This window comes from Candidatus Delongbacteria bacterium (assembly GCA_041675285.1).
Lineage (GTDB): Bacteria > CAIWAD01 > CAIWAD01 > CAIWAD01 > CAIWAD01 > CAIWAD01.
In genome coordinates this window covers 22,664-42,622 of record JBAYTZ010000023.1, presented here as the reverse complement: position 1 = coordinate 42,622, position 19,959 = coordinate 22,664, and the positions used below count along the sequence as shown (strand labels likewise).

Here is a 19,959-nt window from a genome sequence, read left to right as displayed (position 1 = left end):
GATCGCGCCCATCGCCATGGAGAAGGACCTGCGCTTCGCCATCCGCGAAGGCGGGCGGACCATCGGCGCCGGCGTGGTGACGGAAATTCAGAAGTAATCGACCCGGACAGGTAGGGACACGATCCATCGTGTCCCTACGACCGGGGACCGGGACCAAGCCCGGGTCAAGGAAGGAGCTGGGCCATGCGCGACATCGTGATCCTGGCTTGCCAGGAGTGCAAGCGGCGCAACTACACGACCACCAAGAACAAGCGCAAGCACACGGGCCGCGTTGAGTTCACCAAGTACTGCCCGTGGTGCAACAAGCACACGCCGCACAAGGAAACCAAGTAGAGCGGCTCGCCGCACAGGCCAGTAGCTCTAATGGTAGAGCGGCGGACTCCAAATCCGTAGGTTGGGGGTTCGAATCCCTCCTGGCCTGCTTTGATCGGAGAATCAGGGACTTCACATGGTCAACATGAAGACCTATTTCAGCGAAGTGCAAGACGAGATGAAGAAGGTCAACTGGCCCAGTTGGCCCATGCTGAAGAGCTCCACCAGTGTGGTGATCTTCGTTTCGCTGCTGCTCGCTGTGACCGTCTACCTCTTCGACCTGATCCTTTCCCGCGCCGTGGGTTGGATTCTGTAACAAGGGGAGCGGCATGTCGGATTTGATGCAGCAAGCCAACGTGGACGAGAATCTCCCCGTCAAGCGCTGGTATGCGGTCCAGGTCTTCACGGGCCAGGAAGAGAAGGTCAAGCGCTACGTGCTGGAAGAGGCCCGTCGCGTGGGACTGGGCGACCAGATCACGGACGTGCACATTCCCACCGAAAAGAAGGTGGAAATGCGTGCCGGCAAGCGTAAGGTCAAGGACGTCATCAACTTCCCGGGCTACATGTTCGTGGAGATGATCCTGACCCTGCAAACCCGCCACTTCCTGCTCAACTCCCCGTCCGTCCTCAACTTCGTGGGCCCCAACAACGAGCCGCATCCCCTGTCGGACACGGACGTGAAGCGCATCATCGGCCGGATGGGCGCCAGCGACGAACCGACTCTGGATCACCGCTACAAGTTGGGCGAGACGGTGAAGATCATCGACGGCCCCTTCAACGATTTCACGGGCACGCTGCAGGAAATCAACGACGAGAAGAAGCGACTCAAGGTGATGGTGTCCATTTTCGGACGCTCCACCCCGGTGGAACTGAATTTCACCCAGGTGGAACCCATCAATTGAGGAAGCCGCCAGCGGGCGGGCAAGGCGAAGACAACCGATTCACAGGACGACGCGCATGAAGAAGATCACCGGTTACATCAAGCTGCAGCTCCCCGCCGGAGCCGCCACGCCGGCTCCGCCCGTGGGTCCGGCCCTGGGTCAGCATGGCGTGAACATCATGGAATTCTGCAAGCAGTACAACGCCAAGACGCAGGATCAGAAGGGCATGATCATCCCGGTGGTGATCACGGTCTACGCCGACCGCTCCTTCACGTTCATCACCAAGACCCCGCCCGCCTCCAACCTGCTGAAGAAGGTGGCCGGCATCGCCAAGGGCAGCGGCGTGCCCAACCGCGAGAAGGTGGGCAAGATCACCTGGGAGCAGTGCCGGGAGATCGCCCGCATCAAGAAAGAAGACCTCAACGCCTATGACGAGGAGATGGGTGCGCGCATCATCGCGGGCACGGCCTTGTCCATGGGTATCGTGGTAGAAGACTAATCCAAAGGAAGCCAAGGCAGAGACATGAAGAGAAGCAAAAGGTACTCTTCCGCTTTCGCCAAGGTTGATCGTCTGAAGCTGTATCTCCTGAATGACGGCGTCAAGCTGTTGAAGGAATGCGCCACGGCGACCAAGTTTGACGAGACGGTGGAAGTCACCATGAACCTCGGCGTCGATCCGCGGCATGCGGACCAGATCGTTAGAGGGACAGTTTCCCTTCCACACGGAACTGGCAAGAGCGTTCGTGTCCTTGTTTTGGCCAAGCCCGACAAGCACAAGGAGGCCCTGGAAGCAGGTGCCGACTTCGTCGGACTCGACGACATGGCGGAGAAAATCCAAGCCGGTTGGATCGAGTTCGACAGTGTGATTGCCACCCCCGATGCCATGGGCGTCGTGGGCAAGCTTGGCCGGATCCTGGGACCGCGCGGCCTGATGCCGAATCCGAAGGTGGGGACGGTGACTCCCAATGTGGGACAGGCGGTGCGGGAGGTGAAGGCCGGTCGAATCGATTTCCGGGTCGATCGCTACGGTATTCTCCACGTCGGCGTGGGGAAAGCCTCCTTCGAAGCTGAAAAGCTGGTCGAGAACGTGGAGGAATTCGTCCGCACGGTGCTGAAGCTCAAACCTTCGGGCGCCAAGGGCAACTACGTCAAGAGCATCAGCGTCGCCAGCACCATGGGTCCGGGCATCAAGTTGGACAAGGCCGAAGTCCTTGACCGCGTGAAATAGGAGTTCCCGATGCCTACCCCGAAGAAAGAAGCCGTTGTCCAGGAGCTGGGCTCCCGGCTGAAGAGGGCCAAGGCGGTCTATGTGGCGGACTATTCCCACATGAACGTGACCACCTTGACGGAGCTTCGCAACGAGCTGCGCAAGGCCGACGCCGAAATCCAGATCGTCAAGAACAACCTCATCCGTCTGTCCCTGGCGGACACGCCCTGGGCCAACGCTGGCAAGGATCTCCACGGTCCGTGCTCGTTGACCCTGGCCTACGGTGAGGCTCCCGTGGTGGCCAAGGTGCTCAAGCGCTTTGCCGCCTACCACAAGGAGCGGCCGGTGGTCAAGGCCATCGGGTTCGAGGACAGCGTGCACGGTGGCGAGTTCCTGGGAACCCTGGCCTCCATGCCGACGCGTCAGGAAGCCCTGGGCATGTTGGCCGGTGTGCTGAACAGCATCATCGCCAGCTTCGCCCGCGCCCTGAACGCGGTGGCGGACAAGACCACGGAAGCGGGCACCGCCACACCGGGCGCCGCCCTGACCCAGGTCAGCGCTCCGGCTGCCACGGCCGAGCCGGCGCCGGTGGCCGCCCCGGTTGAAGAGACAGCCCCGGACGCCTCGCCTGAGGCCGCCGGTGAGGAAGCGGAAGGCGGCGCCGAGGCCTAGGCCCGGTCGCCTTCGGAACAGACAAAGCGACAAAGGAGATACCCATGGCGTTCGACAAGGCTGCCTTCATCGAGCAGGTCAAGGAAATGACCGTGCTGGAGCTGTCCGAGCTCGTCAAGGCGATTGAGACCGAGTTCAACGTGTCCGCGGCGGCCCCTGTGGCCATGATGTCCGGCGGCAGCGACGGTCCCGTGGAAGAGAAAGTCCAGACCGAGTTTGACGTGATCATGACCAGCGCGGGTCAGAAGAAGATCAGCGTCATCAAGGTCATCAAGGACATCATCGGCCTGGGTCTGAAGGAGTCCAAGGACTTCGTCGACAACCTGCCCAGGGCGGTCAAGGAGAAGGTGTCCGAGGCCGAGGCCAACGAGATCAAAGAGAAGCTCGAGGCCGAGGGCGCCACGCTCGAGATCAAGTAATCTCGACGGTTCATGCCCATCCCGCCACACCCCCGACCGGGGGTGTGGCTTCCCCTTGTTTTTCGGACCATTGGGTCCCCGTACGCCCAGGGAAGTCAACAGGAAAGGCAGGAGGCCGGTTGAGCCGCTTCATTTCAAAGCTCAGCAGCCCCTTCCCCCTGTTCGGTCCCATCCCGGGCATCCGACACCGCGCCCCACACAACCCGCCCACCGTGCGGGCTTGCCTGTCTGGGGTTGAACATGCTGCCCCTGGTGGAGGAGGTCTCTGTTGAAGGCCAAGAATCACATCCAGCGCCACACGTTTTCCAGGATCCCCAAGCTGGTGGAACTGCCGGACCTGCTGGACATCCAGCTGGCTTCGTTCCGGCGCTTCATCCAACTGGGCGTGCGTCCCGAGGAACGGGAGCGCGTCGGGTTGAATTCCGTGTTCCTGAACGTTTTCCCGATTATCGACAATCGGGAGGAGCACATCCTGGAGTTCAGCCACTATGCCATTGAGCCCCCGAAGTACACAGTGGAGGAGTGCAAAGAGCGTGGCGTCACCTTCGCCGCCCCGCTGAAAGCCCTGCTGCGCCTGTCCCGCAAGACCGCCACCGAGGACGGCTTCGGCGAGACCATCGAGCAGGAGGTCTACCTGGGCAACCTGCCCATGATGACCGACACGGGCACCTTCATCATCAACGGGTCTGAGCGCGTCATCGTCAGCCAGCTGCACCGCAGCCCGGGCGTGTTCTTCGGCGTGACCCAGCACCAGAACGGCACGCCGCTCTACGCCGCGCGGATCATCCCCTTCCGCGGCTCGTGGGTGGAGTTCACTACCGACATCAACGACGTGCTCTACGTCTACATCGACCGGCGCAAGAAATTCCCCGTGACCACGCTGCTGCGGGCCATGGGCTATGCCTCCAACGCCCAGATCTTCAATCTCTTCGGCTACTCCGAAGAGGTGGCCCTCTCCTCCAAGACCGTCTCGCGCTTCGTCAAACGTCAGATCATCGACGACGTGGTGGACGAGTCCACGGGCGAGATCGTGGTGGAGCGCGGCACCATCCTGAGCGAGGAGAACCTGGCGCTGCTCAAGGACCGCGGCGTCAAGTCCATCCTGCTGCTGCGCGACAGCGAAGAGCATTCCACCGGCTTCGACATCATGCGCAACACGCTGGGCAAGGATTCCTGCCGCAGCCAGGAAGACGCGCTGATGGAGATCTACCGCGAACTGCGCGGCAGCGAGGCGCCGGACCTGGACACGGCCAAGGGCCTGCTGGAGAAGCTCTTCTTCGACGAGCGCCGCTACGACCTGGGCGCCGTGGGCCGCTACCGGATGAACGCCAAGCTCAACCTGGACATCCCGCGCCACGTCTGCATCCTGACCATCGAAGACCTGACCTGCATCATCACCTACGTGCTGGAGCTGCGGGAAGGCAAGCGGATGACGGACGACATCGACCACCTGGGCAACCGCCGGGTGCGCACGGTGGGCGAGCAGCTGGCCAACCAGTTCAGCGTGGCCCTGACGCGCATGGCCCGCACCATCAAGGAGCGGATGAACCTGCACGACACGGAGCGCCTGACGCCCCAGGACCTGATCAACGTCCGCACGGTGTCGAGCGTGGTGAACACCTTCTTCGGCACCAACCAGCTGAGCCAGTTCATGGACCAGGTCAACCCCTTGGCGGAACTGACCCACAAACGCCGCCTCTCGGCCTTGGGCCCCGGCGGCCTGACGCGCGAACGCGCCGGCTTTGAGGTGCGCGACGTGCACTTCACGCACTACGGCCGCCTCTGTCCCATCGAGACCCCGGAAGGCCCGAACATCGGCCTGATCAGCAGCCTCTGCACCTACGCGCGGATCAACGACCTGGGCTTCGTTGAGACGCCCTACCGCCGCGTCAAGGAAGGCCGGGCCACGCGGATCATCGAGTACTTGAGCGCGGACGACGAGGATCATCACACCATCGCCCAGGCCGACGTGCCGCTGGACGACAAGGGTGCTTTCACCGACAGCGTGGTCAAGGCCCGCTACCGGGCGGAGTATCCCGTGGTGAGCCCGGGCGAAGTCAGCTACATGGACGTCTCGCCGGACCAGATCGTCTCGGTGGCGGCCAGCCTGATCCCCTTCCTGGAGCACGACGACGCCAACCGCGCGCTGATGGGCTCCAACATGCAGCGCCAGGCTGTGCCGCTGCTGCGGCCCCAGGCCCCCATCGTGGGCACGGGCATGGAGCGCAAGAGCGCAGTGGACAGCCGGGCCGTGGTCACGGCGGACATCGCCGGCCTGGTGACCTACGTGGATTCGGACCGCATCGAGGTCACGCCCACGCACAAGGCGCGCATCCCCAGCCGGCTGGCCCAGCGCACGCGCGTCTACGGTCTGCGCAAGTTCGAGCGCAGCAACCAGGACACCTGCGTCAACCAGAAGCCGCTGGTGAACCTGGGCGACAAGGTGAAGAAGGGCGACATCCTGGCGGACGGCTGCGCCACGGAGATGGGCGACCTGGCGCTGGGACGCAACGTCCTGGTGGCCTTCATGCCCTGGAACGGCTACAACTTCGAGGACTCGATCATCCTCTCGGAGAAGATGGTGGCCACGGACGTGTTCACGTCCATCCACATCACCGAGGAGGTGCTGGAGGTCCGGGAGACCAAGCGCGGCGAGGAAGAGCTGACCAACGAGATTCCCAACGTCTCGGAGGAGGCCACCCGCGACCTGGATGAGAACGGCATCATCCGCGTGGGCGCCAAGGTGCAACCCGGCTCGATCATCATCGGCAAGGTGACGCCCAAGGGCGAGATGGAGTCCAGCCCCGAGGACAAGCTGCTCAAGGCGATCTTCGGCGACAAGGCCGGCGACGTCAAGGACGCGTCCAAGGTGGTGGGCCCCGGCGGCAAGGGCGTGATCATCGACACCAAGCTCTTCAGCCGGAAGAAGAAGGACCCCAAGGCCAAGCGCAACGAGAAGAAGCTCCTGGACGACGTGGATCTGGCCCTGAAGGAAGATCTGCAGATCCTGCGCCACGCCCTGGAGGCCGACCTGAAGGACCTGCTGGTGAACCAGGTGGCGGGCGAGATCCGCGACCAGGCCACGGGCAAGCTGCGCCTGAAGCCCGGCACCACCATCACCGAGAAACACATCCTCAAGCTGGACCTGGACGACCTGGACACCGGTGCCTGGACCGACGACGAGCAGATCAACAGCGAAGTCGAGTCCATCATCAACAACTACAAGGTCCAGAAGGAGATCCTCGGCACCGACGCGCGCAACAAGCGGCACAAGATCGAGGTCGGGGACGAGCTGCCGGCGGGCATCGTGCAGATCGCCAAGGTCTACATCGCCCAGAAGCGCAAGATCCAGATCGGCGACAAGATGGCCGGCCGCCACGGCAACAAGGGCGTGGTCGGCAAGGTCGTGCCCATGGAGGACATGCCCTTCCTGGCCGACGGCACGCCGGTGGACATCGTGCTGAACCCGCTGGGCGTGCCCAGCCGCATGAACCTGGGCCAGGTCTTCGAGACCGCCCTGGGCTGGGCCGGCCACAAGCTGGGCAAGTACTACGCCACGCCGGTTTTCGACGGCGCCGGCCTGGACGACGTGATCGCCCAGCTGGACGAGGCCGGGCTGCCCACCAGCGGCAAGATCCAACTCTACGACGGCAAGACCGGCGCGCCCTTCGATCAGCCGGTCACCGTGGGCATGATCTACATCATCAAGCTCAACCACTTGGTGGATGACAAGATCCACGCCCGTTCCATCGGACCCTACAGCCTGATCACGCAGCAGCCCCTGGGCGGCAAGGCCCAGTTCGGCGGCCAGCGCTTCGGCGAGATGGAAGTCTGGGCCTTGGAGGCCTACGGTGCGGCCAACATCCTGCAGGAGATCCTGACGGTGAAGTCGGACGACGTGCAGGGCCGCACGGCCACCTACGAGGCCATCGTGAAGGGGCTGAACCTGCCCCAGCCGGGGGTGCCCGAGTCCTTCAACGTGCTCATCCATGAGCTGAAGGGCCTGGGATTGAACATCCCCGAGTTTGCCAAGACCCAGTTCTTCTTCTAGGGATAAGGGAGGACATCTTGATTCAGCAGGAAGTCGCCCGCAAGGAGCACCTGACCATCACGCTCTCCAGCCCGGACATGATCATGGCCGAGTCGAGGGGCGAGGTGACCAAGCCGGAGACCATCAACTACCGCTCCTACAAACCGGAGAAGGACGGGCTCTTCTGTGAGAAGATCTTCGGCCCGGTGAAGGACTGGGAGTGCCATTGCGGGAAGTACAAGGGACGGCGCTACAAGGGCATCGTCTGTGACCGTTGCGGCGTGGAGATCACCAAAAAGGAAGTGCGGCGCGAGCGCATGGGCCACATCACGCTGGCCGTGCCCATCGTCCACATCTGGTTCTTCCGCAGTCTACCCTCGAAGATCGGCTACTTCCTGGGCATGACGGTGAAGGACCTGGAAAAGGTCATCTACTACGAGAGCTTCGCCATCGTCCAGCCCGGCGTGTCCGGCTGGCGCATCGGCCAGGTGGTGCCCGAGAGCGAGCTGGAGAAATTCCACGCCCTGCATCCCGGCAACCGCGACCTGCCGGAGAGCGATCCGGAGCGGATGATCTCGGCCATCGGTTCGGAGGCCATCAAGGCCCTGCTGGGCCGCACGGACGTGGACCAGATCTCCCACGACCTGCGCACCCAGGTGCGCACGGAGACCAGCCTCCAGCGCAAGACGGAAGCCCTGAAGCGCCTCAAGGTCATCGAGGCCTTCAAGAAGCGCGATCCGGAGAGCGGCGAATTCATCAACCGCGCCGAGTGGATGGTGATGGACGTGATCCCCGTGATCCCGCCCGACCTGCGTCCGCTGGTGCCGCTGGAAGGCGGCCGCTTCGCCACCAGCGATTTGAACGACCTCTATCGCCGGGTGATCATCCGCAACAACCGCCTCAAGCGGTTGATCGAGATCAAGGCGCCGGAAGTCATTCTGCGCAACGAGAAGCGCATGCTCCAGGAAGCCCTGGACAGCCTGTTCGACAACAGCCGCAAGAACACGGCCGTGCGCAGCGACGGCAACCGCCCGCTCAAGAGCCTGAGCGACGTGTTGAAGGGCAAGCAGGGGCGCTTCCGCCAGAACCTGCTGGGCAAGCGCGTGGACTATTCCGGCCGCTCGGTGATCACCGTGGGCCCGGACCTGAAGCTCCACGAGTGCGGCCTGCCCAAGTACATGGCCATCGAGCTGTTCAAACCCTTCATCATCCGCCGGCTGCTGGACACCATGCGCGCCCCCACGGTGAAGAAGGCCAAGAAGATCATCGAGGACGGACCGGACTTCGTGTGGGAGATCCTGGAAGAGATCGTCAAGGATCACCCGGTGATGCTCAACCGCGCGCCGACCCTGCACCGGCTGGGCATCCAGGCCTTCCAGCCGCTGCTGGTGGAGGGCAAGTCCATCCAGCTGCACCCGCTGGTCTGCACGGCCTTCAACGCGGACTTCGACGGCGACCAGATGGCCGTGCACGTGCCGCTCTCCTACGAGGCGCAGCTCGAGGCCAAGTACCTGATGATGGCGGACCAGAACATCCTGCACCCCGCCAACGGCCGGCCGATCACCGTGCCTTCCCAGGACATGGTGCTGGGCTGCTACTACATGACCAAGCACCGGCCGGGCTCCGTCGGCGAGGGGCGGCGCTTCGCCACCATCGACGAGATGCGCGCGGCGCTGGCCCACGGTTACGTGAGCCTGCACTCCGAGATCAAGATCCGCTACGAGGGCAAGCTGCTGCAGACCACGCCGGGTCGCGTGCTCTTCAACATGATCCTGCCCAAGGACCTGAAGAAGGACCGCGGATTCCGCAACGAGGTGATGACCAAGAAGGCCCTGGAGCGCGTCATCTTCGACGTCTTCCACTCGGTGGGCCTGAAGAGCGCGGCGCGCTTCCTGGACGAGCTGAAGCAGCTGGGCTTCGCCAACGCCACGCGCTCCGGCGCCTCCATCGGTCTTTCGAACATTTTGATCCCCAAGGAGAAGCACGAGATCATCGCCCGCGCCCAGAAGGAGGTCGATGAGATCCAGGAAGGCTTCCAGATGGGGTACATGCGCGACGGCGAGCGCTACAACAAGGTGATCGACACCTGGACCCAGGCGACCATGCGCGTGGCCAAGCGGCTGATGGAGCACCTGAAGCAGGACGACAACGGCTTCAACCCGCTCTTCATGATGGCCGACTCCGGCGCCCGCGGCAGCAACGACCAGATCAAGCAGCTGGCCGGCATGCGCGGCCTGATGGCCAAGCCCCAGAAGCGCCTCACCGGCGGCAAGGGCGAGATCATCGAGAACCCGATCACGGCCAACTTCAAGGAAGGCCTGTCGGTGCTGGAGTACTTCATCTCCACCCACGGCGCCCGCAAGGGTCTGGCCGACACGGCCCTGAAGACGGCGGAAGCCGGCTACCTGACCCGCAAGATGGTCGACGTGGCCCAGGACGTGATCGTGCGGACCCTGGACTGCGGCACGATCATGGGCATCGACATCCAGGCCCACCGCGAGGGCGAGGAGATCACCGAACACCTGCACGAGCGCATTCTGGGCCGCGTGCTGGCGGAGGACCTCTTCAACCCGGTGTCCAACGAGCTGATCGCCGACGCGAACAGCCTGGTGGACGAGGCCCTGGCCTTCAAGATCTCCCAGCACGTGCTGGACAAGGTGCGCATCCGCTCGGTGCTCACCTGCGAGCTGGACAACGGCTGCTGCTCGCGCTGCTACGGCCGCAGCATGACCAGCAATAGCCTGGTGAACGTCGGCGAGGCCGTGGGCGTCATGGCCGCCCAGTCCATCGGCGAGCCGGGCACCCAGCTGACCCTGCGCAATTTCCACATCGGCGGCGCGGCGTCGCTGGAGGCCAAGGAGGCGATCATCCGCGCCACGGCCGTCGGCACGTTGCAGTTCGCCGGGCTCTACACGGTCACGCGCGACGACGGCGTGATGGTGACCAACCGCCGCAACGGGCAAATCAGCATCCTGGCCGACGCCGGCCGCCCGGTGGCCAAGTACACGGTGCCCTACGGCGCCGCCATGACCCTGCGCGAGGGCGACGAGGTCAAGGTGGGCGACGTGATCTACGAGTGGGACCCCCACAACGTGGCCGTGCTGTCGCCGGCCTCGGGCGTGGTCAAGTTCCAGGACCTGATCTCCGAAGTCACCTTCCGCGAGGAAATCGACGAAGTCAGCGAGAAGAAGTCGATGGTGATCATCGACAGCCGCAACCGGCGCATCAATCCGCACATCCTGCTGATGGACGCCGCCACGGGCGACAAGCTGGCCGACGTGGTACCGCCGGTGGGCTCCCACCTGGAAGTGCGCGAGGGCGACGTGGTCAGCCGCGGCAGCGTGCTGGTGAAGAAGCCGCGCGAGATGAGCAAGAGCCGCGACATCACGGGTGGTCTGCCCCGCGTGGCCGAGCTCTTCGAGGCCCGCAAGCCCAAGGATCCGGCCGTGATCACCGAGATCAGCGGCACGGTGCGCTTCGGCGAAATCAAGGCCGGCTACCGCGAAGTCACGGTGGAGTCGGAGTACGGCGATCCCAAGACCTACAAAGTGCCCATCGGCAAGCACATCGAAGTGCATGACGGCGAGTACGTCGAGGCCGGCGACAAGCTGTGCGAGGGCAACCGCGTGCCCCAGGACATCCTGCGCGTGCTGGGCCCGATGGAGGTGCAGAAGCACCTGGTGGAGGAGATCCAGGAGGTCTACCGCTTCCAGGGCGTGCGCATCAACGACAAGCACATCGAAGTGATCGTGCGCCAGATGATGCAGAAGGTGCGGATCACGGATCCGGGCGACACGATGTATCTGGAAGGCGACCTGGTGGACGGCAACAAGTTCAAGCGCCTGAACCAGGAAATGCACAACATGGTCGTCGTGGAGGCCGTCCAGGACAGCTTCTTCCATATCGGCGAACTGGTGACCCGCGAGCGCTTGGCCGACGAACTGTCCCGCCTGCGCGAGATGCGCCGGGAAGGCTCCGACGTGAAGGATCCCGAAGTGCGCCCGGCCCAGCCGGCGATCTTCGAGCCGGTGCTGATGGGCATCACCCAGGCCGCGCTCAACACGGACTCCTTCATCTCCGCCGCGAGCTTCCAGGAGACCACGCGCGTGCTGGCCGAGGCCGCGATCCACGCCCGCTCCGACAGCCTGATCGGCCTGAAGGAGAACGTGATCATGGGCTACCGGATTCCCGCCGGAACGGGTCTGCGCAAGTACGACACACTCCACGTGGAAGACCCCTACCTGCGGCAGCGTCAGGAAGAGGACGCCGCCCGCGAGGCCGCCCAGGCCGAGGCCGAGGCCCGCGCCCGCGCCGAGGCCGCCCAGGAGGACTAGGACTCCTGCCCTCACACGGCAACGTACGAGGCCCGGTCGCGCAAGCGGCCGGGCCTTTTGCGTCATGCTCTGGCATCATGCCTGACACCGGACGCGCCATTTGTCCAAGTACACGGACATCAGTCGGCGGTACACAGCCTGGCGCCCGGAAGCCGTCTCCGCCAAGCCGAGGTACCAGGGAGTGGGGACAATCAGCGTGGACGGTTCTCCATGGGCATGGATGAGGTAGCTCGACCAACGATAGTCAGCCGGCCTTTGCACAATCCCGGCCCGGACTGGATTGGAATCCACGTACAAGTGGCAGGTGGCAATCCTGTCCTCATCCAGCAACGGTTCGGACCAATAGCGCTGATTCCAAAAGGACCCGGACCGGGCCAGCTGGCGATTCATGCGCCGGCTGTGCCCGCTGCAAGCGGATTGCATCAGCCGCTGCATGGCATTGTCCTTGCCAATGGTCAGGATCAGATGGACGTGATTCCGCATCAGACAATAGCCATGCAGTGCGCAGTGGTCCCGTCTGATCAGACCTTGCAGTCGGGAAAGAAATGAGCTGCAATCGGCGTCTTGGTGGAACACGTTGCAGCGGTCATGTCCCGTCAGGATGACGTGCTGGATCGAACCGGCGATGTCGCAGCGTTCGGGTCGTGACATGGGTACCTCCGCGCGCTCCTACGCCCGGTGCCCGCGGCGGGATGCGGCAATTCCAGTGGGGATCCGATCCCTTGGCGATGCCCGTGTACGAGGGTGGACAAGCAGAGATGGAGACGTCGGTCCATGCGGGATTTGTCAGGGAAGAGGGGAGTTGGCGCAGCTGATCACAGGATGGCGGGAGTCCGTTCCCTGATGGATACACAACCAATCAAGTGGTGTCAGGCACGGTGCCTGACACGGCTCAGCAAGTCCTTGACCTGCAGCGCCACAGGTTGTCTCGGCGCTTCAGTTGCTGTCCATCCTGGTCCAACGGATTGGACAAATCCGCGAGGTGGTGTCAGGCACGGTGCCAGACACGAATCCCAAGTGGTACCAGGCACGGTGCCTGACACGGTTCAGGAAGTCCTTGATCTACATCGCCATAGGTTGTCTCGGCGCTTCTTTGCTGTCCATCCTGGTCCAACGGATTGGACGATTCCGCGAGGTGGTGTCAGGCACGGTGCCAGACACGGCGCCCGAAACGGTTCAGCACGAATCCATGCCTGACCATCTACTGCCCGCAGAAAAGGAAACGCCCGGCCAGTGAGGGAAGGCCGGGCGTCTGGGCGCGCTCAAGGGAACCTTCGGTCAATGCACGGTTCTGCAGATCCGGAATCCAATGCTGCTGTTCGTGTGAGACGGACCGCTCCCATCACGGGCCGCGCACAACAAGGTCAGCGACCCATAGCCCAGGCTACCTCCTCTTCGAACACGACTATCATTGTTGGACGGACCTACGGGGTTGGTTTGTGTAGCGCTACTATATGGACCAGAAGCATCGTTACACCACTCCCACACATTCCCCGCCATGTCTGATATGCCAAAACTATTGGCGCCATCTGGATGTGTGCCCACAGGACTCGTCCAACCCACACAGAGAACATTCGGACGGAAGTTTGCATGCAGGCACGTTGGAGTCGTGTTTCCCCAAGGATAGGATCGTTCATCACCTGTTTGTGCCGCATACTCCCACTCCGCCTCTGTCGGCATTCGGTATCCTTCTGCCAGATAGGGATTTCTCAATGAAGGGATCTGGCTCCACGCTCCCTCATAATAAGGGGTTAAATCTTCCATTATACTGATCCAATCACAATAACAAGCAGCCCCATACCAACTCACTTCCTTGATGGGATGCACGGCTGGGTCATAAGAGTTCCATTCCTCAAAGCCCCAATCGTCAGCGCCGGGGGCTCTACGTAAATACAATTGGCCATTGTCGTTAGCGATTTCACAATAACTACTGGACATGTTGACCAGAACTTGACCATATGCGACTAAATTTCCATTCGAAATCGTAGCATATCCATTGTCCAACGCCCACTGCGCGGCCTCCAAATATTGCTTATTTGATATCTCAAATTGACTTATAAGAACTGAATTAGTCAATGTCACAATGTGCTCTGGAGTTGCGACTCCTGTTTGACCCATGCTAAAAGTTCCTGGAGGAATATTTATCAAATTGTTTTGGCCGATAATCAAACTATCGGCTGTAATAATGAATGAACCAATTATCAATGGCTGAAATTGCCAATCCCAATTTGTCGGCATTGAATGCGAGAATTGCATCGAACTGGTTGTTCCGATAAGAAGTGGGTCAAAACCGGGTGCTTGATTCTTGTAAATCAAGTAGCGATCTGCTCCAGATACAGCGTCCCATCCAAGCTGGACATAAACACTATCGCCGTCAGTGGTCGCCGAAATCGTAACATTGGGCGCATCCACGGCGTAGACTAGGGATGGAAGAAGGAACGAAAGAACGGAAAGGAGCTTCATGGCTTGCCTCGTACTGAAATTCGGTTTGTGCAACGGGCGAATCTTACAATTCGGACTTCGAGATAGCAAGAGAAAAAACAGCTTGCGATGAATATTCAACATCGCCATTTTCCTCTTGTCGCTCATGTCGAAGCGTGGCATTTCTTGATCATGAGTCATTTCTGAGGTTGCGACGTAACTCGCAAATTGGAGAATTCAATGAATATCTTAACAGTGATTCCAAAATGGATACGGACACCCATTCGTGATTTGTTGTGGAAAGTGAAGTCTATTCCATATATTGGTGAGGGTAGACTTTGTCCGGTTTGTGGTAGTGAGTCTAAGAAGTTTCGGGGTTTTGGTTATCCAAAAAGACAAGATGCGGAATGTGTGCATTGTGGGGCGCTTGAGAGACATCGTTTCATGTGGTTGTTCTTTCAGCAACAAACAGACTTGTTTAATGGTCGAACAAAACGTGTTTTGCATGTTGCACCAGAAAGATGTTTTCAGCCGTTGTTGCGTAAAAAATTAGGAAATAACTATGTAACAGCCGATCTGTTTAATCCAAGAGCAGACATAAAGATGGATATAACAGATATAAAACTGGATGATGAATCGATAGACGTTATATATTGTAGTCATGTGTTGGAACATGTGAATGATGATCGAAAGGCGATGAGGGAATTCCAGCGCATTCTGAAAAAGAATGGATGGGCGATTCTACTGGTTCCAATTTTTCCAGGATTGACCTTTGAAGATCCCGCGATCGTGGATCCAAAGGAACGACTGAGACACTATGGTCAGGAAGACCACGTCAGAAGATATGGGTCTGATTATGTGGACCGTTTGGTGGAGGCCGGATTTATTGTGAAGGTTTGGACTGTTAATGAGCTATTTGAAAAGGATGACATTGAAAAGATGGGATTAACTCCGGCGTCCGGAGAGATTTATGTTTGTACTAAGAATCAATAAAAAGAACTGAGAATGACACAGAAACGAGAAATTCAAGTAGATCCTAGTATTTACGATCGTAAGTATCTCGACGTGTCCCGCTACGTTACTCATTGGCATCAGGCTAATGAATGCGCAACATATGTTGGGAAGGTTGGTCGGGTCCTTGAAGTGGGTCCCGGGAATGGCCATACGACGTGGATCATGCGCCAGTGGGGCCTGCAGGTCCAGACCCTGGATCTGGATCCTGCCCTGCAGCCGGATTTGGTGGGCGACGTCAGCCACATCCCCTGCCCGGACAAGAGCTTCGATTGCGTGCTGGCCGCCGAGGTGCTGGAGCATCTGCCCTGGGCGGAGTTCGGGCCCACGCTGGCCGAGCTGCGCCGGGTTTGCCGGGGCCGGGTGGTGCTCAGCCTGCCGGCGCCCTTCCTGGGACTGGGACTGCTGGGGCAGTTCACCAACCTGGGCAGTCACGGCCTGCATCTGGGGCTGCCGCACTGGAAGCGCCACCGCTGGGACGGTCAGCACTATTGGGAAGTGGGCAAGCGCGGCACCGAGCGCCGGGTCGTGCGCCGGGCCATTCGCGCAGCGGGCTTCCAGATCCGGCGGGAGTTCCGCCCCGCGCCGTCCCTTTACTGCCTCTTCTTCATCCTGGACGTCCAGTAATCCGGCGCCAGGAGTCAACCGTCCGGCGGCTTCAGCCGGTTGCGCGAGAGTTAGTCAATACAAACATCAAACGAATTGATTCTCACTCCAGTGAAAAACTGGTTGATTGGCTGGCGGCGAAGGCCTAGGTTGAGTCCGGTTCCCCCCGTTCCACTCATCCACTTGGGAGCATGCATGAAGCTGTTCGCCACCCTTTTGCTTAGCGCGGCCGCCCAGGCCGTTGTGCTGGAAGTCCCCCAGGACTTCGCCACCATCGGCGCGGCCCTCCAGGCCTCCGCCGCCCACGACGTGGTGCTCGTCGCGCCGGGCGTTTATCCGGGCAACCTGATCTTTCCTGCCCACGCGGTGGAACTGCGCTCCGTGGCCGGCCCCCAGAGCACCGTGCTCGCCGCCACATCGGGCTCCGTGGTCACCTTCCAGAGTGGACAGACCCCCAGCACCGTGCTGGAGGGCTTCACCATCCAGGGCGGCACCGGCACCCCGGTCTTCCTGAACGGCGTGAGCCGCGGCGGCGTGGGCGGCGGCGTCTTCTGCCGCAACAACAGCAGCCCGCTGATTCGCCACAACTGGATCGAGAACAACCGGGCGGCCTGGCCCGCCGGCGTGGGCGGCGGGATCTTCGCCTGGGATTCCAGCCCGCGCATCGAGCAGAACCGGATCCGCGCCAACACGGCGCACTACGGCGGCGGCATCTACCTGCAGTCCTCGGCCAGCCTCGTGCTGGAGAACCTCATCGAGGACAACGACACCATGCCCGCCCAGAACGGCTTCAGCAACGGCAAGGGCGGCGGGCTGCGGGCCATGTACGGCTCGCCCGTGATCGAGGGCAACACCTTCAAGGGCAACCACTGCCACTGGGTGGGCTCGGCCATCGCGCTCTCGGAGCCCGGCACCACGGTCAGCGTGACACGCAACCTGCTGGTGGGGAATGCCGGCAACTATCCCATCGACATCGCCTACTCGGCCCACGGCTACCTGGCCTGCAACCTGCAGTGGGGCAACACGCCCGCCAACCAGTGGCCCGTCAGCGGCTACTGGACGAATGAGGGCGGCAACGGCTTCGCGGATCCGCACTTCTGCGACGGCGGGGAGTGGCCCTATCGCGTGGAGGAGAGCTCGCCCTGCCGGCCCGGCCAGAACCCCTTCGGCTCCGGTTGCGGCTGGATCGGCGCCACGCAATTGCTCTGCGAGCAGGTGGTGGAAGCCGACGAGGAGGTGCCGGCGGCCTGGTCGCTGGGCCTGCCCTGGCCGAATCCCTTCAATCCCGTGACACACGTGAGCGTGGACGTGCCCGGGCTGGGAGCGGCCCGCCTGCAGTTGTTCAACCTGCGCGGCGAGCTGGTGCGCACCCTGCACGAGGGGCTGCTGGAACCCGGTCGGCGGGACTTCCAACTGGACGCCGGCACGCTGCCCTCGGGACTCTACCTGCTGCGGCTTGAGGCGGCGGGCCGCGCCCAGGTGCGAAAGGTCAGCCTGATCCGTTAAGTTTCACGCCGAGATCTGCAGCTCATGTCGAAGCATCCAACTGGATGCTTCGGCTCTTTTTGGGATCACCGCCGGAGGCCGACTGGTGGAGCTGAGCGTCGTGATCGCCGCCTACAACGGCGAGCAGAGCCTGGGTCGAACCCTCGACAGCCTGTGCGCGGCCCTGCCCGCGGACAGCGAGGTCGTGGTGGTGGACGACGGCTCCACCGACGGCACGGCCCAGCTGGTGCGCGAGCGCGGCGACGCGCGCCTCCAGCTGGTGCAGCAGGCGAACCAGGGACCGGCGGTGGCCGCCAACAGCGGGCTGGTCGTGGCCCGGGGCCGCTTCGTGGCGCGCCTGGACTGCGGCGATTTGTGTCACCCGGAGCGGTTGGCGCTCCAACTGGACCACCTGCGCGCGCATCCCGAGCTGCTGTTGACGGGTTGCCGCGTGCGGCGCCTGGACGCGCAGGGCCGGGTGCTGGGCGAATCCGAGGTGGTGCGCGATCCCGCCCGGCTGCGGCGCGGCCTGATGCGCCTCAACCTGTTCCAGCACTCCTCCGTGATGATCCGTCGGGACGCGCTGAGCGCCGTGGGCGGCTACCGGCCCTTCTTCCGCTTCAGCCTGGACCTGGACCTGTTCCTGCGGCTCTCCGAGCGCGGCCCGCTGGACAATTTGCCCCAAACCCTGTCCGACTGGGTGATGGAGCCGGACTCCATCTCCTTCAAGTATCGCGGCGCCCAGGCCCGCTTCGCGGAGCTGTCCCGCCAGAGCGCGGCCGCCCGGCGGCGCGGCGAGCCGGATCCGCTGGATGCCGGCCTGCTGACGGCCCCGGCGCTGCTGCCCGAGCCCGCGGAACAGCGCCTGGCCCACTATCACCTGGAAGTCGCCCGGGCTTTGTTGATGGGCGGACGCGGCCCCGAGGCGCGCGCCGAACTGGCGCTGGCCCGCTCCCACGGCCTGTCCGCGGGCGTCGCGCGCCGTCTGGCGGCCTTCAGCCGGCTGCCCGGGCCGCTGCGAAGCGTCCTGCGCCGGGCCCGGGTGGCGTGGGTGACCCGATGAGCCCGCCTACGGCGGCGCCGGCGCGCAACCTGGTCCGCGAGGCGGGCGGCCTGGCCGGCGCGCGGCTGGGCGTGCGCGTGCTGGGCATTGCGGTGGGCTGGGTGGTGGCCCGCGTCATCGGCCCGGAGGGTCTGGGGCAACTCTCGCTGCCCAACCTGATGCTCGCCGTGGCGCCCTTCCTGACCCTGGGTTTCGCCGACGGGCTGGTGCGCGAGCTGCCGCTGGCCGAGGGCCAGGCCCCCGAGCAGCGCCGATCCCTGCTGGCCGCCAGCTGGGCCGCCGGCCTGCTCACCGGCCTTGCCGTGCTGCTGGTCGCCGCCGGCTACCAGGCCGTGGCGGGCGAATCCATCCGCGACTCCCGCCTCTACTGGCTGGCCGTGCTGGCGGGCCTGGCGCACATGGCCTTCAAGGTCAGCCTGAGTTCGCTCACCGGCAGCCGGCGCATCAAAGAACTGGCCCTCTTGCAGGTGTTGCAAGGACTGCTGCGGGCCGGGCTGGTGCTGATCCTGCTCTTCACGATGCCAGCCAGCGCCCAGGTTTACGCCCTGCACACGGGCGTCGCGCTCTCCCTTACGGGCAGCCTGGTCTGGGCCGCGCGCCACGGGGCGGTGAGCCGGCCGCATTTCGACGCCCGCGCCCTGGGCCGGCTGGGGCGCTCGGGTCCGCCGCTGGCGCTGGCCTCGCTCCTGCTCATGCTGCTCATCGTCGGGGATCGGCTGGTGCTGAGCCGCGTGCTGGAGCCCCAGGCGCTGGGCATTTTCGAGCAGGGCGTGCTGATCCGCGACGGCCTGCTGCTGCTGCCCGCCGTGCTGCTGACCCTGCTGATCCCGGATTACTCGGCCCGCCAGGGGGACCCGGCTCGGCGCCCGGGCCTGCTGACGGATGTGGCGCGCCAGTCCGGCCTGGTGGCGGTGGGCACGCCCCTCCTGCTGGGCCTGACCCTGCTCCAGCTGCCCTGGCTCTTCGCCCTGCTGCTGCCGCGCTTCACGCCGGGCATGCCCGTGCTGCAGCTGGCCGTGCTGGGCATGTGCCCGATCTTCCTCTCCTATATTCTGGTCAGCTTGTTGATGAGTGAGGGGCGGGCCGTCCACGTGGGACTGCTGGCGCTGGTCTGCCTGGGCCTGCTGCTGGGGCTGGATCTGCGCCCCCTGGCGGTCTGGCAGCCCTGGCTGGAGCGCGTGCTGGCCCACGGTCCACCGGTGGCGGGCCTGGAACGGGCGCTGGCCGGCGCGCTGACGGCGCTGGGCGCCTTCTGGCTGTTCTCCCTGGGAATCCTGCTGGGCAACGCCCGCCGCCTGGGCCTGGGCGCCAAGCTCGTGCTGGGCTGGATCGCGCCTTCGCTGCTGCTCAGTCTGGCGGCGCTGGCCGGGCTGGAGCAGGGCTGGCTGCAGGGCTGGAATCCCTGGGTGAATCTGGGCTTCGCCCTGGCGGGCGGGCTGTTCCTGGCAACCTACGAGCGGCGCAGCGGACAGCTGGGCAAACTCTGGCGGGCCCGCCGGGCCGTCAAATCTTGAGGCG

General features: G+C 63.1%; 18 protein-coding genes and 1 tRNA gene. 17 read left to right on the top strand and 2 right to left on the bottom strand.

Annotated features, from left to right (window positions below):
* The 11 genes from WC326_15730 to rpoC all read left to right on the top strand — a co-directional run.
* Positions 1-97: elongation factor Tu (locus tag WC326_15730; protein ID MFA7332518.1), on the top strand; the 97-nt coding region annotated here is incomplete at its 5' end.
* An 86-nt stretch (positions 98-183) separates the two neighbouring features.
* Complete coding sequence (gene rpmG / locus WC326_15725) at positions 184-333, top strand: 50S ribosomal protein L33 (protein ID MFA7332517.1); 150 nt, start codon at positions 184-186, stop codon at positions 331-333.
* A gap of 15 nt (positions 334-348) precedes the next feature.
* Positions 349-421: transfer RNA gene (locus WC326_15720), tRNA-Trp, on the top strand.
* 27 nt (positions 422-448) lie between these two features.
* Positions 449-628, top strand: a complete 180-nt coding sequence (gene secE / locus WC326_15715; GenBank protein MFA7332516.1) for a preprotein translocase subunit SecE — start codon at positions 449-451, stop codon at positions 626-628.
* A 13-nt stretch (positions 629-641) separates the two neighbouring features.
* Positions 642-1,214, top strand: coding sequence for a transcription termination/antitermination protein NusG (gene nusG, locus WC326_15710; GenBank protein ID MFA7332515.1), 573 nt, complete (start codon positions 642-644; stop codon positions 1,212-1,214).
* A 55-nt stretch (positions 1,215-1,269) separates the two neighbouring features.
* Complete coding sequence (gene rplK / locus WC326_15705; protein MFA7332514.1) at positions 1,270-1,692, top strand: 50S ribosomal protein L11; 423 nt, start codon at positions 1,270-1,272, stop codon at positions 1,690-1,692.
* A 24-nt stretch (positions 1,693-1,716) separates the two neighbouring features.
* Positions 1,717-2,421 (top strand): 50S ribosomal protein L1, encoded by a 705-nt coding sequence (gene rplA / locus WC326_15700; GenBank protein MFA7332513.1) that lies wholly within the window; start codon positions 1,717-1,719, stop codon positions 2,419-2,421.
* 9 nt (positions 2,422-2,430) lie between these two features.
* Positions 2,431-3,072 carry a 50S ribosomal protein L10 gene (gene rplJ, locus WC326_15695; protein MFA7332512.1) on the top strand — a complete coding sequence of 214 codons (642 nt, stop codon included), beginning with the start codon at positions 2,431-2,433 and terminating at the stop codon, positions 3,070-3,072.
* A 44-nt stretch (positions 3,073-3,116) separates the two neighbouring features.
* Entirely contained in the window at positions 3,117-3,491 is a 375-nt protein-coding gene (gene rplL / locus WC326_15690) for a 50S ribosomal protein L7/L12 (GenBank protein MFA7332511.1), read from the top strand.
* A gap of 268 nt (positions 3,492-3,759) precedes the next feature.
* Positions 3,760-7,542, top strand: coding sequence for a DNA-directed RNA polymerase subunit beta (gene rpoB / locus WC326_15685; protein MFA7332510.1), 3,783 nt, complete (start codon positions 3,760-3,762; stop codon positions 7,540-7,542).
* A gap of 17 nt (positions 7,543-7,559) precedes the next feature.
* Positions 7,560-11,855, top strand: a complete 4,296-nt coding sequence (rpoC, locus tag WC326_15680; protein MFA7332509.1) for a DNA-directed RNA polymerase subunit beta' — start codon at positions 7,560-7,562, stop codon at positions 11,853-11,855.
* A 75-nt stretch (positions 11,856-11,930) separates the two neighbouring features.
* Here rpoC and WC326_15675 read toward each other — a convergent pair whose 3' ends face one another.
* Positions 11,931-12,506 carry a transposase gene (locus tag WC326_15675; GenBank protein MFA7332508.1) on the bottom strand — a complete coding sequence of 192 codons (576 nt, stop codon included), beginning with the start codon at positions 12,504-12,506 and terminating at the stop codon, positions 11,931-11,933.
* A 406-nt stretch (positions 12,507-12,912) separates the two neighbouring features.
* On the opposite strand from WC326_15675, the gene WC326_15670 reads away from it, so the two are divergent.
* The gene (locus WC326_15670) at positions 12,913-13,092 is read left to right on the top strand and encodes a hypothetical protein (protein ID MFA7332507.1); all 180 of its coding nucleotides are present in this window, start codon (positions 12,913-12,915) and stop codon (positions 13,090-13,092) included.
* A gap of 41 nt (positions 13,093-13,133) precedes the next feature.
* On the opposite strand, the gene WC326_15665 is transcribed toward WC326_15670, so the two are convergent.
* On the bottom strand, positions 13,134-14,318 hold the full coding sequence (locus WC326_15665) for an SUMF1/EgtB/PvdO family nonheme iron enzyme (protein ID MFA7332506.1): 1,185 nt from the start codon (positions 14,316-14,318) through the stop codon (positions 13,134-13,136).
* A gap of 198 nt (positions 14,319-14,516) precedes the next feature.
* Here WC326_15665 and WC326_15660 point away from each other — a divergent pair, with 198 nt between their 5' ends.
* The 5 genes from WC326_15660 (at position 14,517) to WC326_15640 (ending at position 19,955) form a co-directional block, all read left to right on the top strand.
* Positions 14,517-15,269 carry a class I SAM-dependent methyltransferase gene (locus WC326_15660; protein MFA7332505.1) on the top strand — a complete coding sequence of 251 codons (753 nt, stop codon included), beginning with the start codon at positions 14,517-14,519 and terminating at the stop codon, positions 15,267-15,269.
* 12 nt (positions 15,270-15,281) lie between these two features.
* Entirely contained in the window at positions 15,282-15,914 is a 633-nt protein-coding gene (locus WC326_15655) for a class I SAM-dependent methyltransferase (GenBank protein MFA7332504.1), read from the top strand.
* 174 nt (positions 15,915-16,088) lie between these two features.
* A complete protein-coding gene (locus WC326_15650) occupies positions 16,089-17,399 on the top strand; it encodes a right-handed parallel beta-helix repeat-containing protein (GenBank protein ID MFA7332503.1) in 1,311 nt (436 codons plus the stop codon).
* Between the two features lie 85 nt (positions 17,400-17,484).
* A complete protein-coding gene (locus WC326_15645) occupies positions 17,485-18,441 on the top strand; it encodes a glycosyltransferase family A protein (protein MFA7332502.1) in 957 nt (318 codons plus the stop codon).
* Positions 18,438-19,955: an oligosaccharide flippase family protein gene (locus WC326_15640; GenBank protein MFA7332501.1), complete on the top strand. Its 1,518-nt coding sequence runs from the start codon at positions 18,438-18,440 to the stop codon at positions 19,953-19,955. Before WC326_15645 ends, WC326_15640 begins: the two co-directional genes overlap by 4 nt.
* The last annotated feature ends 4 nt before the right edge of the window (positions 19,956-19,959 follow it).

What these genes read in the sequence shown, in the direction of transcription:
- rpmG (MFA7332517.1), top strand. Translation starts at nt 184, where the DNA reads ATGCGCGACATCGTGATCCTGGCTTGCCAGGAGTGCAAGCGGCGCAAC.
- secE (MFA7332516.1), top strand. Translation starts at nt 449, where the DNA reads ATGGTCAACATGAAGACCTATTTCAGCGAAGTGCAAGACGAGATGAAG.
- nusG (MFA7332515.1), top strand. Translation starts at nt 642, where the DNA reads ATGTCGGATTTGATGCAGCAAGCCAACGTGGACGAGAATCTCCCCGTC.
- rplK (MFA7332514.1), top strand. Translation starts at nt 1,270, where the DNA reads ATGAAGAAGATCACCGGTTACATCAAGCTGCAGCTCCCCGCCGGAGCC.
- rplA (MFA7332513.1), top strand. Translation starts at nt 1,717, where the DNA reads ATGAAGAGAAGCAAAAGGTACTCTTCCGCTTTCGCCAAGGTTGATCGT.
- rplJ (MFA7332512.1), top strand. Translation starts at nt 2,431, where the DNA reads ATGCCTACCCCGAAGAAAGAAGCCGTTGTCCAGGAGCTGGGCTCCCGG.
- rplL (MFA7332511.1), top strand. Translation starts at nt 3,117, where the DNA reads ATGGCGTTCGACAAGGCTGCCTTCATCGAGCAGGTCAAGGAAATGACC.
- WC326_15675 (MFA7332508.1), bottom strand. Translation starts at nt 12,506, where the DNA reads ATGTCACGACCCGAACGCTGCGACATCGCCGGTTCGATCCAGCACGTC.
- WC326_15665 (MFA7332506.1), bottom strand. Translation starts at nt 14,318, where the DNA reads ATGAAGCTCCTTTCCGTTCTTTCGTTCCTTCTTCCATCCCTAGTCTAC.
- WC326_15660 (MFA7332505.1), top strand. Translation starts at nt 14,517, where the DNA reads ATGAATATCTTAACAGTGATTCCAAAATGGATACGGACACCCATTCGT.
- WC326_15655 (MFA7332504.1), top strand. Translation starts at nt 15,282, where the DNA reads ATGACACAGAAACGAGAAATTCAAGTAGATCCTAGTATTTACGATCGT.
- WC326_15650 (MFA7332503.1), top strand. Translation starts at nt 16,089, where the DNA reads ATGAAGCTGTTCGCCACCCTTTTGCTTAGCGCGGCCGCCCAGGCCGTT.
- WC326_15640 (MFA7332501.1), top strand. Translation starts at nt 18,438, where the DNA reads ATGAGCCCGCCTACGGCGGCGCCGGCGCGCAACCTGGTCCGCGAGGCG.